General features: G+C 62.0%; 20 protein-coding genes and 1 tRNA gene. 6 read left to right on the forward strand and 15 right to left on the reverse strand.

Annotated features, from left to right (window positions below):
* Positions 1–13 precede the first annotated feature (13 nt).
* From KY49_RS36790 to KY49_RS02285, 3 genes are all read left to right on the forward strand, one after another.
* Positions 14–1,018 carry a hypothetical protein gene (locus KY49_RS36790; RefSeq protein ID WP_156162414.1) on the forward strand — a complete coding sequence of 335 codons (1,005 nt, stop codon included), beginning with the start codon at positions 14–16 and terminating at the stop codon, positions 1,016–1,018.
* 221 nt (positions 1,019–1,239) lie between these two features.
* Complete coding sequence (locus tag KY49_RS02280; protein WP_042583196.1) at positions 1,240–1,482, forward strand: hypothetical protein; 243 nt, start codon at positions 1,240–1,242, stop codon at positions 1,480–1,482.
* An 8-nt stretch (positions 1,483–1,490) separates the two neighbouring features.
* Positions 1,491–2,042, forward strand: a complete 552-nt coding sequence (locus KY49_RS02285; protein ID WP_231636334.1) for a hypothetical protein — start codon at positions 1,491–1,493, stop codon at positions 2,040–2,042.
* Between the two features lie 127 nt (positions 2,043–2,169).
* Here the strand turns inward: KY49_RS02285 and KY49_RS02290 are convergent.
* The 13 genes from KY49_RS02290 to KY49_RS02350 form a co-directional block, all read right to left on the reverse strand.
* Positions 2,170–2,242: transfer RNA gene (locus KY49_RS02290), tRNA-Leu, on the reverse strand.
* Positions 2,243–2,335: 93 nt separating this feature from the next.
* Positions 2,336–3,415 (reverse strand): tyrosine-type recombinase/integrase, encoded by a 1,080-nt coding sequence (locus KY49_RS02295; RefSeq protein WP_082062295.1) that lies wholly within the window; start codon positions 3,413–3,415, stop codon positions 2,336–2,338.
* On the reverse strand, positions 3,416–3,742 hold the full coding sequence (locus tag KY49_RS02300; RefSeq protein ID WP_042583198.1) for a DUF4224 domain-containing protein: 327 nt from the start codon (positions 3,740–3,742) through the stop codon (positions 3,416–3,418). It abuts the gene before it with no gap.
* A 679-nt stretch (positions 3,743–4,421) separates the two neighbouring features.
* A complete protein-coding gene (locus KY49_RS02305; RefSeq protein WP_042583199.1) occupies positions 4,422–7,214 on the reverse strand; it encodes a toprim domain-containing protein in 2,793 nt (930 codons plus the stop codon).
* Positions 7,215–7,216: 2 nt separating this feature from the next.
* Positions 7,217–7,474, reverse strand: coding sequence for a hypothetical protein (locus KY49_RS02310; RefSeq protein ID WP_042583200.1), 258 nt, complete (start codon positions 7,472–7,474; stop codon positions 7,217–7,219).
* Positions 7,471–7,827, reverse strand: coding sequence for a hypothetical protein (locus KY49_RS02315; protein WP_042583201.1), 357 nt, complete (start codon positions 7,825–7,827; stop codon positions 7,471–7,473). Before KY49_RS02315 ends, KY49_RS02310 begins: the two co-directional genes overlap by 4 nt.
* On the reverse strand, positions 7,824–8,186 hold the full coding sequence (locus KY49_RS02320; protein ID WP_042583202.1) for a hypothetical protein: 363 nt from the start codon (positions 8,184–8,186) through the stop codon (positions 7,824–7,826). Before KY49_RS02320 ends, KY49_RS02315 begins: the two co-directional genes overlap by 4 nt.
* Positions 8,187–8,192: 6 nt before the next feature.
* Entirely contained in the window at positions 8,193–8,384 is a 192-nt protein-coding gene (locus KY49_RS02325; RefSeq protein WP_042583203.1) for a hypothetical protein, read from the reverse strand.
* A gap of 20 nt (positions 8,385–8,404) precedes the next feature.
* Positions 8,405–8,602, reverse strand: a complete 198-nt coding sequence (locus KY49_RS02330) for a hypothetical protein (protein WP_042583204.1) — start codon at positions 8,600–8,602, stop codon at positions 8,405–8,407.
* An 11-nt stretch (positions 8,603–8,613) separates the two neighbouring features.
* Positions 8,614–8,808 carry a hypothetical protein gene (locus KY49_RS02335; protein WP_042583205.1) on the reverse strand — a complete coding sequence of 65 codons (195 nt, stop codon included), beginning with the start codon at positions 8,806–8,808 and terminating at the stop codon, positions 8,614–8,616.
* A gap of 89 nt (positions 8,809–8,897) precedes the next feature.
* Positions 8,898–9,146, reverse strand: coding sequence for an ogr/Delta-like zinc finger family protein (locus KY49_RS02340; protein WP_042583206.1), 249 nt, complete (start codon positions 9,144–9,146; stop codon positions 8,898–8,900).
* A 10-nt stretch (positions 9,147–9,156) separates the two neighbouring features.
* The gene (locus KY49_RS02345) at positions 9,157–9,435 is read right to left on the reverse strand and encodes a hypothetical protein (RefSeq protein WP_042583207.1); all 279 of its coding nucleotides are present in this window, start codon (positions 9,433–9,435) and stop codon (positions 9,157–9,159) included.
* Positions 9,436–9,438: 3 nt separating this feature from the next.
* Positions 9,439–9,675, reverse strand: a complete 237-nt coding sequence (locus tag KY49_RS02350) for a hypothetical protein (protein ID WP_042584517.1) — start codon at positions 9,673–9,675, stop codon at positions 9,439–9,441.
* Positions 9,676–9,757: 82 nt separating this feature from the next.
* Between KY49_RS02350 and KY49_RS02355 the strand changes: the two genes are divergently transcribed.
* From KY49_RS02355 to KY49_RS02365, 3 genes are read left to right on the forward strand one after another with little or no spacing between them, the layout of a single operon-like run.
* Positions 9,758–10,183 carry a helix-turn-helix domain-containing protein gene (locus KY49_RS02355; RefSeq protein ID WP_042583208.1) on the forward strand — a complete coding sequence of 142 codons (426 nt, stop codon included), beginning with the start codon at positions 9,758–9,760 and terminating at the stop codon, positions 10,181–10,183.
* Positions 10,184–10,242: 59 nt separating this feature from the next.
* Positions 10,243–11,004, forward strand: coding sequence for a hypothetical protein (locus KY49_RS02360; RefSeq protein ID WP_042583209.1), 762 nt, complete (start codon positions 10,243–10,245; stop codon positions 11,002–11,004).
* Positions 11,005–11,064: 60 nt separating this feature from the next.
* The gene (locus KY49_RS02365) at positions 11,065–11,538 is read left to right on the forward strand and encodes an OB-fold protein (RefSeq protein WP_042583210.1); all 474 of its coding nucleotides are present in this window, start codon (positions 11,065–11,067) and stop codon (positions 11,536–11,538) included.
* A gap of 81 nt (positions 11,539–11,619) precedes the next feature.
* Here KY49_RS02365 and KY49_RS02370 read toward each other — a convergent pair whose 3' ends face one another.
* Positions 11,620–12,768 (reverse strand): phage late control D family protein, encoded by a 1,149-nt coding sequence (locus KY49_RS02370; RefSeq protein WP_042583211.1) that lies wholly within the window; start codon positions 12,766–12,768, stop codon positions 11,620–11,622.
* The gene (locus KY49_RS02375; protein WP_042583212.1) at positions 12,765–13,193 is read right to left on the reverse strand and encodes a phage tail protein; all 429 of its coding nucleotides are present in this window, start codon (positions 13,191–13,193) and stop codon (positions 12,765–12,767) included. The genes KY49_RS02370 and KY49_RS02375 overlap by 4 nt, the downstream gene beginning before the upstream one ends.
* Positions 13,194–13,206: the final 13 nt, after the last annotated feature.

Consider the following 13,206-nt stretch of genomic DNA (forward strand, 5'->3'; position numbering starts at 1 on the left):
GTGAGGTCAGGAAATGAGTGCGCTGGATCTATCTGGTTTATTGGGAAAGACAGCTGACTCGTCGGAGATTGAGCAAGCTCTTGAGTTCCTCGGGACACTGCGGCGACCTGATCTTGAGGAAGACGACGGCGATCGGTGGCACGATTGGGTCCTGGTGAAGCGTCGTGGTGTCGAGTTTGGTTTCGTGAGGCAATCGTATTTTGAGGCGCGTCTCCAATACGATTGGACACGTGGTCCCCTGCTTTGCTACCAGATCTACTTTTATGCTGCGGGATTCAATAACCGGGAGGACATCCACGGTTATGCCGGAGTACTGCCGTTTGATCTCGATTTTACTGATTCGCGCGACGTCACACGCTCGAAATTGCATCAATGGAAGCGTTGGGGTTCGGATCATACAGACAGGTGGGACACGGACACCTGTAAGTTGCATGTGCGCTACGCACCGACGGGCTCGTCCATCGAATGCGTGACGATCGCATTGCCAATATATGAATGGCCGGAAGAAGGGCGCATCGAGCCGAACGTTGCGGCCGCGCAATGGCTTGCGCTATTCGGCGAACAGCTTGGATCTGAGCGGCTTAGGTCGGCGGTTGCACCGCTCGATATTATCAGCAGAATCGACGAATGCGAACAGGATCGAGAGGCCGATTTCGTTCGCGAATGTGGGCTCGAATTGCACTTCGAAGATGCCGATGAGCTTCGACTGTCTCCCGAAAAGAAAGCCAAAGGGCTTGTACTCGGAGCTGTAAAGTTTTTTCGTGCACGCGATCGCGAAGCCCGCCAATGGTCGGGAGAGCTTCCCTATGGCTTGTCGTTCGATGATGCTCCCGACTCGTTTGCATTGAAACTCGGCCGGCCGGCAGACGTGCGCAAGGATGACCGTGTTACCGGCTTCGCAGTGTGGAATTTTAAGGAGGCAAGTTTGCACGTTCTTTATAGCAATTTCGACAATCATTTGCTGCGTGTGACTCTGATGGCGCCGGGGTATTGGTCTGAGATAGAAAAGCCGTACTGAGGGGCAGATCAGACATCGCTGCATGCAGGAGCGTATATGTTTGATATGGATAATCTGCACGTTCTTGTCGGGAAGCAGACAAGTGATCCAGTAATTCAGGCTTTTTTGAGATGTGCTCAGCTTCCTGATCCGCCGAAAATTAATCGTGCTGACTCAAATGTATACCTCGACAAGGAAGCTGAGGGGGGAGTACGCTTTTTGAAGACGCTGATTTCGCGGCTGTGGAAGGCGATGACGTGTTCTCAGTCTTTCAAGGAACGCTGCTGAATGGCATATCGTTTGACATGGATCGAGCGGTAATTGCGAGTCGCACGGAGCCATCGACACTTTTCGATGAGGCATTCAACGTCGAAGCTCGGGGCATCGGTAATGGTGTGAGAATATTTCTCGACTATGACGATGCATTCAAGAAGATAAAACTCATTCAGATTGGACTTGTGCTCGCGCGCGATATGGTCAAATGAAATACCGAATGCTCACTTTGATCTGTTTCGCGATCGTGTTTTCGAGCACGGCCTCATACGCGGATAACCCGGTTCCGACTAAGTTGCGCACCATCATCTCGTGCACGCTTGCCGACCGCACTCGTGTCACGCTGAAGGCCGAATCCCATGGCGACGATGGCGATGCACTTTTTGTCGACGAGGGCGGCAAGACCCAGCCCGCTTTTCTTGATATGCCCGATACCGAGTTCGTGGGCGACGTCGCGTTGGCTCGTTGTGTCGGTGGGGCGCTGGTCTTCGCTCTGGAATACGGGCCGCCGTACCTGAAAGGCGTGGCTATCCGCCGAAATCCTCTAACGCACGGGGATGAACGAATCTATTTCGCAGAGAAGGCGCTGCCGAAGTGGCTTTATCTCGGCAGCCAGGAAATGCTCGTCGTGATTCCAAATCTCGGGCATGAGACTGACAAGAAGTACCTCGTCTACCACTATGTCGCCGGGAGGGGGCAGCCCAACGAGAGCACGGCAACGGACAAGCTACCGGTGTCGGCACGCGCGCTGCGCCTTGTGCAGCCGCAATGATGTTCCGTCTGCGTATCGAGTGGGGCCGGGCTCAACCCACTGACGGGGGAGCGGAGGCGGCCGTAGCCGTTGGCTGCTTGAAAAGAAAAAGGGCCTAGCATTGCTGCTAAGCCCTTTCCGTACATCTTGGTAGGCCGTACAGGACTTGAACCTGTGACCAACGGATTAAAAGTCCCGCTTGCGATAACCCGTCAAAGCCTTACCGGGCAAGGGATTCGCTTTCTACGGCGTCTAATATTTCCTGCGATTTGGGGCAAGTTCGCGCCAGTTCTGACGGGCTTCCCGCCGTTTTATTAGACGGCGGTTTGTTGCCGATTCGGTTCAACCGTACCTCTCCATCGGCACTTCACGTAGATCTCGGTCGTCGTTATAGAATCGTGGCCGCAAAGGACCTGAATGCGCTCGAGAGGCACGCCAGCGAGCCACATATCGGTTGCTCCCTTCGCCTTCATGTCGTACGGCCCGAAGGACTCGAACGGCGCGAGTCCCTTCGCTTCGCGGGCGCGGTTCACCTTGCCGATGTAACGGTGGAGCATTGAGGTCAGGCCGGAATAGGTGTAGGGATCGCCGTTACGCTTGTGAATCCATGTCTTGCCTGGTCCTGGCGTCGGTCCCGTGCCTTTCAGATAGGCGAGGATCGCGTCGATTTCTGGCGTCACGGCAATGTCGACAATGGCGCCAGTCTTGCCTTGGTCGTTACGGATCACACGGCGAACAGACCCGTCCGGTTCGCGCTTGTGAACGATGTCTGCCGGTCCCCACAGGATGATGTCCTCCGGGCGTTGCAGGGTTCGATATGTCAGGTCAAGAAGCCCGCGCACCTGAGACGCCGAGACCGCCCACACGGCACGATACTCGTCGTGCTCGATATACCGCTCGCGCTTGGTTTCTTTGTTCCGCTTAACGCCGAGGCACGGATTGGCTTTCACACTACCTTTTCCGGTTCGAACCAGCCACGTGAAGCATGTGGAAAGACAAGCCTTTTCGCGATTGCCTCGCACGGGCCGGCCGTTTTCCGCGCAGAGGTCAAGGTACGCGCCGATGTGCTTCGGCTCGACGCTCGCGGGGGTCATGCGCCCGAAGTACACCTTCAACGGCTCGACGTCCCGCTTGTAATCGTCGTATGTACGAGGTTTCAGGTAGCCGAGCTGCACCCGCTTTTCGCAATGCACGACGAACTCGTCGAGGAAGTACGTCATCGTGCCATACGTCGAGTCGGGATCGTTGTAGAGGTTGCCCTTGCGTTTCGCTTCGGCCAGGTCGGTGCCGAGGCGCTCCCATCGTCCGTCCCGATGCACGTAGTAAAACGCCCCATGCTTGGGGTAGACCCGATCGGGCAATCCCAACTCGTTGTTTTTCCGTTTCCGGCCCATTCAACACACCTTGTTTTTGTTGTTCCGCGCGAATCGCTGCAGCAGCGCGGCAGCATTCGGCGACGTCGTTTCGGCAGCGCCGTCACTGCCGACAGACGCTGATTCCCGACCACGCATGACCTGGTCGAAATGCCTGCGGGAGACCAACGGCATTCCGTTCGGTTTCTGTTTCACTTCGAAGCCGGCCCGCTTGAACCATCGCATGATTGCGGCCGGCTGACGCAGCGGTTCGGCGATCCGGCGCAGCTCGGCGTCCGTGAGGAACGGCGGTGGCACGTTCGCCGATTCGTAGCGTGGGTTCGATGGCACCCACTCAAGATTCTGCATCGCAATCCTTGTCACAAAAAGGGACCACACGCAGCGCAACTCGGGGATTCGGGGATTGCGCGAAATGTGGGTCTAACCAACTGATTTATTTGATTATTCTCCGCCCCTAATTGCCCTCAAATATACGGGGCAGCCCTTCCTAATTGGGGGCCTAAAAAGTAGGCAGCGTCCGCGATTGGGGGCAAAACGGGCATGACTCGGGGCATTGCGTTCTGGTCGATTCCTTGCCTCTCTTCGTATTCTTTCTTCTTCTTTTTCAATGAATTAGAGAGAGAAGAGAAAGGGGCGACAGCGGCCGGCACAAAAATCGGACTAGGGGTAAAAGCGGCGCGAATGGGGGCAAAATCGATGCGATTCGGGGTGATACTCGCTTCAGGAATCAAGGACTTACGAGCGACGACACGCGAAATCCCCGAGTTTTCTGCGCTGCCTGCCCGGACCCTGTGGAAGAATCCGCCCGTGCGGCCCCCGGCCCTCTCGGTTCGCGCTGTTGCCCGGCCGTTTCGACTTGCGGGGGGGACGGGGGGAACCGGACAGAACGGTGGCCGCGTGACGACGTGCGCCGATCGCTGCGCGCATCGACGCACGCACCGGAAACCCGAATACAGGGCCGCTACGCGGCCAGAAAGAATGAGGGAAGGGGTACGGCCGCACGGCGGCCGCATCGGCTGAGAGGGCGTCATGCTGCGGTTCCTTGCAGTGCGTCGGTGGCCAGGTCTTCGCGCACGGACACGTGGAGGCCGAACGCGGCCAGGCGCTCGAGCGAGATCGGCGTGAGGTAGCGCACGCGGCGCGTGTAGATGCGGCGCTCGACTTCCTTATCGCCGACGATGACGCCAGCGTGCTTGAGCTGCGCCTTGAACACGCGGTCGGATTTCACCGGCAGGCCGTTCCATTTGTCGCGCAGCGCGCTCGTGTGGGCGATGTGGTCCATCACGTGGCCGGTGTTCAGCAGCAGGCAGAACTCGCCATCGACGGTGTCGAAGGTGTACGGGTGCTTGTAGTTGCCGCAGTCCATTTCCGACAGCGCGGTTTCCATGATCCAGACCCACGGTTCGCGATCGGCGCTTGTCTCGGCGATGTGGCCGTTCATCTCGGCGAGCAGGTCGCGCGGGAAGTCGCCTTCGCTCGGGTCCATCCCGGCGAACTCGCACAGGTAGCGCCAGGCGAGCGCGACGGCCGCGTAGTTGCCGGCCATGCGCTTGGCGCCGTCGTCCTCGCCGCTGGCTCGGCAGTTGGCCAGCGCTTTGTCGCGCAACGTGGCGTACTGGTCGAACACGGCGCGCTTGTCCAGGCCGGCCAGGAACTCGAGCCATTGCCGGACCGGGAAGCGCGGCAGGTCGTCGGGCATCAGCGGCCCGCGCTTGCCGGTCAGCGTTGTGCGCACCAGCTTGCCGAGCAGGCTGCGCACCGGCACGTCCTCGCCGGCCAGCATCACCGGCGCGCACAGCAGGTATTCGGTCATGTCGGTGCCGCGACGTGTCACGGTGTACTGGTAGTTCTCCTGCAGCAGGCCGACCGCCTTGTCGATCACGTCCTGCCGGCGGGCGGACAGCTCTTCCCAGCCGACCGGGTGGCTCGTGTGGCTGATGCTGGTCAGCAGACGAAACTCGGTCTGCAGCGACTGCCCGGAGAACATCGTGAACGCGAGCGAGCGTTCAAGCCGCTTGATGAGCGTCGACTTGCCGGCGCCCTTGTTCGCCTGGATCGTGAGGTGCGGCCAGAAGCCGAGCAGTGCCTTCAGGTGGCCGCCGAGCGCCCAGACGAGCGGGATCGTCGCGGCGTTCTGCCGGAACGTCGTCTGGTACGCGGCGATCACGCGGCGCGCGTCGCTGGCGAGGCCGCTCGGGAACGTCAGGTTGTGATACGGGCACTGCTTGTCCGCTTCGGTGAAGTAGCAGTCCGGGCCTTCGTTGACGATCAGCCGGCCGTCGCGCCACGCGAGCCCGACGAAATTCGCTGCCTGGCGCGCGCCGAGATCCGCGCCGCGCTCGAGGATGTTCACCATGCGCTTGAACGGCGCCGGCGCCCAGATCGGACCGAACTTGCCCCACTGGTCGACGTTGTGCAGCTGGTCGTCGAGCATCACGCGGCGGATGAGCTGCGCGCCGTGGCGCGGCGCCTGTACCGACACGGCGAAGTAGACGGTCGGCGCCTGGTCGGCGTCGCCCGTCATCGTCGACGTCGCGCTCGCGACCGACACGCGGCTGATGCCGGCGATGCGGAAACCGCACAGATCCGTCATGACCGGCGTTTCAACGCCTGATTCCTCGTTGCGGTCCATCTTCGTGATGTAGCTGGTGAAGTCCGGCCGTGTGCGAAAACGCCAGTACTGCGCGAAGTCGTGCGACGGCAGGTAGATGCGCGGCCAGCCGCGGCGCGTGCTGTCGCCGGCCAGGCCGGCAATCAGCCACGGTTCGAGCTGGTCGAGCGCACGCTGCAGCTCGGCCGGGCCGCGCAGTTGCAGGTAGTCGTTCACGTCGTTGATGGGCTTCTGCGTCGTCTCGCCGTCCGCGAGGTCCGCGAGCCAGCCGGCCTGGTCGACGAGCACGGCGCTGATGTTCAGCGCCGTGAGCCGCTCGTAAAGCGCCCACGCGGCTTCCGGGCCGGGGCGGTGGCCGGCGCGCGGGTGGCCGTCCGCGAACGGTTCGTCGTTATCCAAGCAGATCACGACCTGCTTGCCGCGCAGGAACGCGAAGTCGATGCCGTCGACGTTTGCCAGGCCGCGCAGCGCGAGCGCGGCCGCGCCGGGCAGCGCGCAGGTGTCGATCGACAGCGCATTGATCGCGCTTTCGACGATGTACACGCGCTTCGCCTTGTCGAGCCGGCGCGCGTCGGCGGTCCAGCCGTAGCCGGCCTTGTCGCCCTGGGTCTGCGTCTTGACGCCGCCGTTGAGCGCGGGGTCGACGTAGCGCATGTCGACCGCGACGACGCGCGCGTCGCCCGGCGCACGCACGATGAACGCGGCGGCGGGCCCGGCGTGGCCGACTTCGCCGGCGGCGACCTTCGAGCTGGTCCACGTGTTGAAGCCGAGCGAGCGCGCGGCGATCGCGGCGTCGATCGCGGCGGCAGCGATGCCGCGGCCGGCGAGGTATTCGCGCACCTGGTCGCGTTCGGCGAAGCATCGATCGGCGATGTATTCGACGGTCGATTTCTCGCGGCGCTCCGCCGGCGCCGGCCGGTCGAGCGGGATGCCGTAGGCGTCATGCAGGTAGCGTACGGCGTCGGCGACGGACCCGCCGCGGGCGTGAATCACCAGGTCGATGCACGAGCCGCCGGCGTCGGCGCTGTGGTCGCGCCAGCCGGTGCCGTGCTTCGGGTGGTTCACGTAGATCGACAGCGACGGGCTCTTGTCGTCGTGCTGCGGCGAGTGGTAGAGCGCCCGGTCGCCGCCGCGGCCGCGTTTCAGGCCGAGGCGGTCGGCGAGGTCGTGCAGGTCGATGCGTTGTTTCAGTTCTTCGATCGAGGCCATCGTTATTGCTGTTGCTCAGGTTGCTGCAGGGGTGTGTCGGTCGGGTTGCTGCTGGTCGGCGGGCTGAACACGATCGCCTTGAGGGCATCGGCCGACTGCGGGAAGGCGAGGGCGAGGCGGTCGCTCAGGGCGGCGACGAACAGGCCGAGCGTGCATTGACGGGCGACGCTGCCGGGGCGGCTGTCGAAGCGCAGGACGCCGGCGGCCGCCGCGATGGCGGCCCGCAGCGCGGCGTCGTGAGGTGTGGTCGTGCGCGTCATGCTGCGGCACCTCCGAGGATGTCGTGATGGTTCTGCTGCAAGCGTTGAACTGCGTGCTGCAGCTCGTAGCGCGAGGTCATCGCCTGGTCGAGCGTGGCGCGCAGGCGGTCGCGGTTGCGGTCAACGTTCGACGTCGCGTTCGCGAGCGCTGCAGTGCGCGTCGCGCCGTGGCCGATCCGGATGCCGGAGGCCAGGTGCGTGACGATCCACTTTTCGGGGTGGCCGTCGCGCACCCGCAGCTCTGCGTGGATGCCGAACGCGGCGTTACCGGTATTCGGGATAACGACGTGATCGCCCGCGACGGTGCGCAGGCCGGCGCTGGTCAGCAGTTCGTAGCGGATGGCGTGTGTCATCGTGCTTTTCCCGTTCGGCAGGTGTGGAAGTCTTCGATAGCTGCGTCGATGGTCTTGTCCCACGCGTCGCCGGTATCGCTCAACCAGTAGCCGCCCGGCAGTTCATGGCCGTCCTGAATGTTGTCGCGTGCGTAGCGGTAGCGGTCCGCGCAAAGCTTGTCGTCGTCCGTAACGTTGATGCGAGGCGCAGGCTGGCCCGTATCAGCTTGAGCCGCGTGGTCGACGGCGGTCCGGATCGGGGGGGCAGAGAGAAGCGATTCCAGAGCGGCAACGTGTGCCTCGCCGGCAGGGTGGCCGGCACATGCGCCGAGAGCGAATTCCAGCGCGGCGCGTTGCGCGGCAGTCAAGTTCCAATTCATCGTCTCTTACCCCCGCGGCGGAACAGACCAGGCCAGCGCAACGATCAGCGCGAGCAGCGCGGCTGCGCCGATGAACAGAGCAGCCGGGCGCGAACGGACGTTGACGAACTGCAAGGCTACAGCAGCGCCGCGCGCCAGGCCGGCGCCGGCGGAAAGAAGCATCGCCAAAACGCTGATGCCGAATATGTAGTTGTTCATGGTGGTTTCGAAATTGATGATCAGAAATCGGTGTCGCCGCTCGCGAGCCGCTTGAGGTCGCGCGGCGGGCGGGTTGCGATTCGGCGCGCATGTGCGCGCGTGGCGGATTCGATTGCCCGGCGCACGGCCGGCCTGCGCATGCACTTGTCGTAGTCGCCGACCATGTGCAGCCGGTGCCAGGTCGCGCGCAGCTCGAGCTCGGAGGGGGCGGAGTACATGGCGCGTGCGCTCAGTGGAGCCAGGTCAGGATTGGCGTGCCGTTCGCGCGATCCCACGAGACGCGGAAGCCAAGCGCAGTTGCCGAGCGGACGAACACGTCGGCGCGCACGTCGGCCGCGGAGATCTTGTTGAGGTAGGCGATGCGCTCGTCATAGGACAGCGATTCAGCGAGCGCAGCGATCGGGGCGGGGATCAGCATTTGCATACGGCCTCCAAGAAATTTCGGGCAAAGGAAGTCCCTCGCGCCCGCGGGAGCGGGTGCGATGGGCGTTCAACGAAAACAGCGGTTAGGGGTTAGGCGTCGATCAGCGGGAGCTGACGCGAATCGGTCGGTAGCCGATCAACCTTGCCGACCGGCACGTAGACGTGCGGATTCGGATTGAGGCTCGGTGCGATCGTGTGAACTGTCGCGACGTGGATCTTGTAGGTCGTCGCGCATTCAACGTTGGTGCACTGGCAATACGCTTCGCGCACGAGAGCGGACAGCGTCCGGCTGGTTCGAATGACGGCACGGCTGCCGCAGTGATGGCACTTCAATTTCATTCCGGTACTCCTACGGGCGGCTGCATTCGCCGCGACCTTGGCGCGCGCATTGGCAGAACATGCCGACCTCGCCGAGGGTCGCAACGGCGTCGAGGTATTTGCGGGTTACACACACGAAGCCGACGGCAGCCACGAGGGTGTCGATCTTGTCGATGACGATGCCCTTGCTGCCGCTCAGGAAACGACTGACCTCGGAGTCGTCCCATCCGAGCGCTGTTTGCACTTCGTGACGTTTCGGGCCATGCAACGCATGACGCAAGGCCGGTTCGATGAGGGCGGGCGGTTGCATCGCTCAACTCCCAGCAAATGAACTTGAGTGCTGTTGATCGGCAGAGTCGCTAACTTTGGAGCGGTACTGCTCCACGCCTTCGAGATAGATCATCCGTGCGACGCTTGAGGTGGATCGGTTTTGCGCTGCGGACAGTTCCTCGAGCGTGCGGCGCTCATCCGGCATCAGGCGCATATAGACGGGTTTGCTCGACAAGACGCCACGCGGGGAGCGCCGGACGGGGGCTTTCTTATTAACCATAGCGGTATACTTCCCTTCGTTAACCTTGCACAACAGCAGAATAGTGGTCATTCGGCCACATGTCAACGTATATGGTGGTCAATTGACCGTTTTTTCGCAAAGGCTCAAAGAGGAGCGCCAGCGTCTCGGGATGAACCAGACGGCGTTTGCTGCCCTCGGTGGGGTGTCCAAGGACGCGCAGCTCAACTATGAGAACGGCTCGAGGCGGCCTGACTCGACGTACCTGGAAGCGGTCGCCGCTCATGGCGTCGACGTTTTGTATGTCCTCACTGGACAGCGGAATGTCACCGCACTTTCGGTTGATGAGACTGATCTTGTGCGCCGATATCGTGAGGCGCCAGAGGCGGTGCGCGCCGCGGCGCTCGCAGCACTGGCTGCCGGCGCGACGCCGAGCAAGTATCAGCAGAACTTCGAGGGTGCGACCATTGGTCAGCAAGTCTCAGGCGACGTTACGACGCCTTTCACGATCAACATGGGATCTGCGCGCAAGAAGAAGGGCGACAACTGACGCACCGAATTAGCGGATCGCAGTGACGGCGGGGCCAGCCGTAGGAGAAGAAAAAGTAGATGGTGCAGAAATTCAGCGGCGAAGTCGGCCAGGTGGCCGGCCGAGACGTCAAGACCAGTAATGCACAGGCAAGCGTCAATATTCACCTTCACGGTGAGTTAGCGGCGAAGCGACACATCAGCGTTAAGCAGCGGCGCGCGATCGGGGCGAAGGTGTACGAGCTCGAAGCGAAGACGGGGGTTGAGAAACTCATGGTCTATCGTCGGCTCATGGCCGTGTTCGACTTCCCGAACATGGAGCAGATGCCGCGTGACGTGTTCGATCGTGCAATGCGATATTTGGACTCGTGGGTACGGAACGGTACGACGGGCCCGACACCCTTGACTGATACGCAGCCGGAATCGAAGGAGCGTGTCGCTCCGTCAAGCGTGCCGCACGCGGCGAACGAACCGAAGCAACTCCAGCCCGTCATGAATGACGTTGCGCCGGCAGCAATTGCGATGCCAGCCGAGCAAGTTGTCTCTGCTCCGCCACCTGCAGCGCCAGTAGCTTCGGCGAAGGAGCGAAAGTCGTTGTCATGGCTCGTGGTCTCCGGCGTATTCGTCTGCGCAGCGGTCGGTGCCACGCTCCTCTACGGCGTCACGAGTCGGTCGACCGAAGGGACTCAAGCCGCCGCGACGAACATATCGTCGCACTGCGAGTATGCCGGCAGCCGTTACTCGGTTGGTAGCGTTGTGATGCAAGCCGGAGTCCGGCAGCAGTGCACTTCGACAGGCGATGGTATCGAGTGGCAGAAAGTCGAACCGTCTCACAGACGGTGAAACATACCGCTGCACAACAATTTCCAACAAGCGCGGATGCGCGATTGATACGAGGGTCCAATGAAAAAGTTGCTCAAAATTGTCCTTGGTGGTGTGCTCGCACTCATCATCATCGGTGTGATATTCGGCAAGAAGCCGGCTCCCGGGACGTCGTCCACGTCGAACCCTGTATCCGAGACGTCGACAACTTCGAGTTCTGAAACAGAGTCGAAAAAGCCCGTTGAAAAGGTCAGCGTCACTGCATCGGCGCTCTTCGCGGCATACGAAAAGAACGAGGTGGCCGCGGACCAAAAATACAAGGGCAAGGCCCTGTCGGTGAGCGGTACGATTCAGAGCATCGACAAGGATGCGTTCGACAATATCGTGGTGAAGCTGCGATCCAGTAACGAATTCATGCCCGTCAACGCGTACCTGAGCAAAGAGCACGAAGCACTTGCGGCGTCGCTCGAAAAAGGCAAGAAGGTGACGTGGACCTGCGAAGGTGATGGCCGCTTGATCGGTAGCCCGATGTTGCGCGATTGCACGCCGACGTAACAGTCGTTGCACGAATGAACTGAAGCCCGCGATCGCGGGCTTTTTTGATGCGGCGGGCAAACGCCGTACGCGTTGAGGGTGCTACTCGCCCTCTCCGGATTCGATCTCCGGCACCTCGCTCGCCTTGACCTCCAGATCGAGGTCCGATGTAAATCCGCCGTTACCGTCGATCGTATGTGTAACGCGCGCGATGATCCAGTTGCAATCGTCGATGACACGTTTGTAACCGCGCACGGTTACAGGTAATTCGGTCATCAGCTCGGGCCGGCCGAGCGCCAGCACGACGCTGAATTCCGCGACGCCGCGCTGCAGCTTCTCCCATTCCGCCTTCGCCGCGCGCGTCGCATTTCCCTTGTTCGCATACGTGTGCCGCAACGTCTTCACGTTCTCGGCCGTGCCGAACAGCACCTCGCCGCTCTTGTCGATCGGCTTCTTCTTCGTCGTGCGCCGCCGGCGCCGCTTCACGGTGGTCGACTGTTTTTTCGCGGTGCGCGTGTTCAGATAGAACGCCTGCACGCCGGAGTACGTGTCGCGATCGGCGACGCCGAACTCGTGACGATCGCCGACGTCGCGCGTGATCGTGACGGCCGGTAGAGGCTTGCCGCTCGCGGTGGTCGCTTCGCCGGCCTTGATGAACAGCAGCAGCCCGTTCTTCACGGTGGCGATCGCGTCGAACATCTTCGCCAGGCGCGACAGCAGATTGGCGTCTGATTCGGCCGTCTGGTCGATGTGGTCGACGAGCTGCGCGTCAAGGGCCTTGCTGATGCGCGCCTCGACCTTGTTCTGGCTCGCGATCGCGCGCACGATCGCGCCGACCGTCTGCCGGTGCCAGGACCGCTCTTTCTTGATTGACAGGCCCGCGCGCAGATCGACGCTGCGCGCGCGGATCGTCAGCACGTCGGGCGTGCCGGTGTGCCGAACCTCGTCGACCATGAATTCGCCCTTGTCGACCAGGCCGTTCGCCGCGCCAGCCCAGCCGATCGAAACCTTCAGCGTGACGCCGCGGCTCGGGATCTCGAGCGCACCGTCCGAATCGTCGAGGCTGATGTCGAGCTGGTCGGCCTCGAAGCCGCGGTTGTCCTGCAGCGTCATCGAGATCAGCCGGCCGTTGAACTTGCGCGAGATGTCCTTGCCGTTCAGCGTGATCGAGTAGATCGCGCGCGGCACGCGATCGTCGGCAAGCACGGTCTTGTGTACCAGATCGGCGCCAGGGATGTCGGCCAGGTTCATAGCGAGATTGCCCCTTTGATGGCGTCGGTCACGATGCCGAGCATGTTGAGATCGTCGTTGCGCGTCAGCGCAATGGTGAATTCGATGCGCCGTGCGGTACCGTCGTCGAAAAACAGCGTGCGCGTCGTATCGATGTTGTCGATCGTGAACATGCCGTAAATGTGGCCGGTGCCCTCGATCAGCGGCCAGGCGGTGTGCATGGCGGCCATTGCCTCGAGGGCGGCGAGGGACAGGTCGCCGCCCGTGAGCTCGGGCAGCAACACGCCGGACAGGCTGATGGTTTCGTCGTCCTCGCCGACGTACTGCCGAGCGGGTTTTTTGCCGACGCGGTTGTTGCTGGCGAAGCGCCAGCCGCGCCGGCGCTTCAGCTCCTGGTAGGGCAGGGTCGACAGGCTGAACACGAACAGCCCGAGCGCCATCATCATGAGAACCTCCCCT

This window comes from Burkholderia sp. MSHR3999, from assembly GCF_000833595.1.
Taxonomy (GTDB): domain Bacteria; phylum Pseudomonadota; class Gammaproteobacteria; order Burkholderiales; family Burkholderiaceae; genus Burkholderia; species Burkholderia ubonensis.

What these genes read in the sequence shown, in the direction of transcription:
- KY49_RS02365 (WP_042583210.1), top strand. Translation starts at nt 11,065, where the DNA reads ATGAAAAAGTTGCTCAAAATTGTCCTTGGTGGTGTGCTCGCACTCATC.
- KY49_RS02285 (WP_231636334.1), top strand. Translation starts at nt 1,491, where the DNA reads ATGCTCACTTTGATCTGTTTCGCGATCGTGTTTTCGAGCACGGCCTCA.
- KY49_RS02310 (WP_042583200.1), bottom strand. Translation starts at nt 7,474, where the DNA reads ATGACGCGCACGACCACACCTCACGACGCCGCGCTGCGGGCCGCCATC.
- KY49_RS02335 (WP_042583205.1), bottom strand. Translation starts at nt 8,808, where the DNA reads ATGCAAATGCTGATCCCCGCCCCGATCGCTGCGCTCGCTGAATCGCTG.
- KY49_RS02305 (WP_042583199.1), bottom strand. Translation starts at nt 7,214, where the DNA reads ATGGCCTCGATCGAAGAACTGAAACAACGCATCGACCTGCACGACCTC.
- KY49_RS02330 (WP_042583204.1), bottom strand. Translation starts at nt 8,602, where the DNA reads ATGTACTCCGCCCCCTCCGAGCTCGAGCTGCGCGCGACCTGGCACCGG.
- KY49_RS02320 (WP_042583202.1), bottom strand. Translation starts at nt 8,186, where the DNA reads ATGAATTGGAACTTGACTGCCGCGCAACGCGCCGCGCTGGAATTCGCT.
- KY49_RS02370 (WP_042583211.1), bottom strand. Translation starts at nt 12,768, where the DNA reads ATGAACCTGGCCGACATCCCTGGCGCCGATCTGGTACACAAGACCGTG.
- KY49_RS02375 (WP_042583212.1), bottom strand. Translation starts at nt 13,193, where the DNA reads ATGATGATGGCGCTCGGGCTGTTCGTGTTCAGCCTGTCGACCCTGCCC.
- KY49_RS02295 (WP_082062295.1), bottom strand. Translation starts at nt 3,415, where the DNA reads ATGGGCCGGAAACGGAAAAACAACGAGTTGGGATTGCCCGATCGGGTC.
- KY49_RS02315 (WP_042583201.1), bottom strand. Translation starts at nt 7,827, where the DNA reads ATGACACACGCCATCCGCTACGAACTGCTGACCAGCGCCGGCCTGCGC.
- KY49_RS36790 (WP_156162414.1), top strand. Translation starts at nt 14, where the DNA reads ATGAGTGCGCTGGATCTATCTGGTTTATTGGGAAAGACAGCTGACTCG.
- KY49_RS02350 (WP_042584517.1), bottom strand. Translation starts at nt 9,675, where the DNA reads ATGGTTAATAAGAAAGCCCCCGTCCGGCGCTCCCCGCGTGGCGTCTTG.
- KY49_RS02340 (WP_042583206.1), bottom strand. Translation starts at nt 9,146, where the DNA reads ATGAAATTGAAGTGCCATCACTGCGGCAGCCGTGCCGTCATTCGAACC.
- KY49_RS02325 (WP_042583203.1), bottom strand. Translation starts at nt 8,384, where the DNA reads ATGAACAACTACATATTCGGCATCAGCGTTTTGGCGATGCTTCTTTCC.
- KY49_RS02345 (WP_042583207.1), bottom strand. Translation starts at nt 9,435, where the DNA reads ATGCAACCGCCCGCCCTCATCGAACCGGCCTTGCGTCATGCGTTGCAT.
- KY49_RS02300 (WP_042583198.1), bottom strand. Translation starts at nt 3,742, where the DNA reads ATGCAGAATCTTGAGTGGGTGCCATCGAACCCACGCTACGAATCGGCG.
- KY49_RS02360 (WP_042583209.1), top strand. Translation starts at nt 10,243, where the DNA reads ATGGTGCAGAAATTCAGCGGCGAAGTCGGCCAGGTGGCCGGCCGAGAC.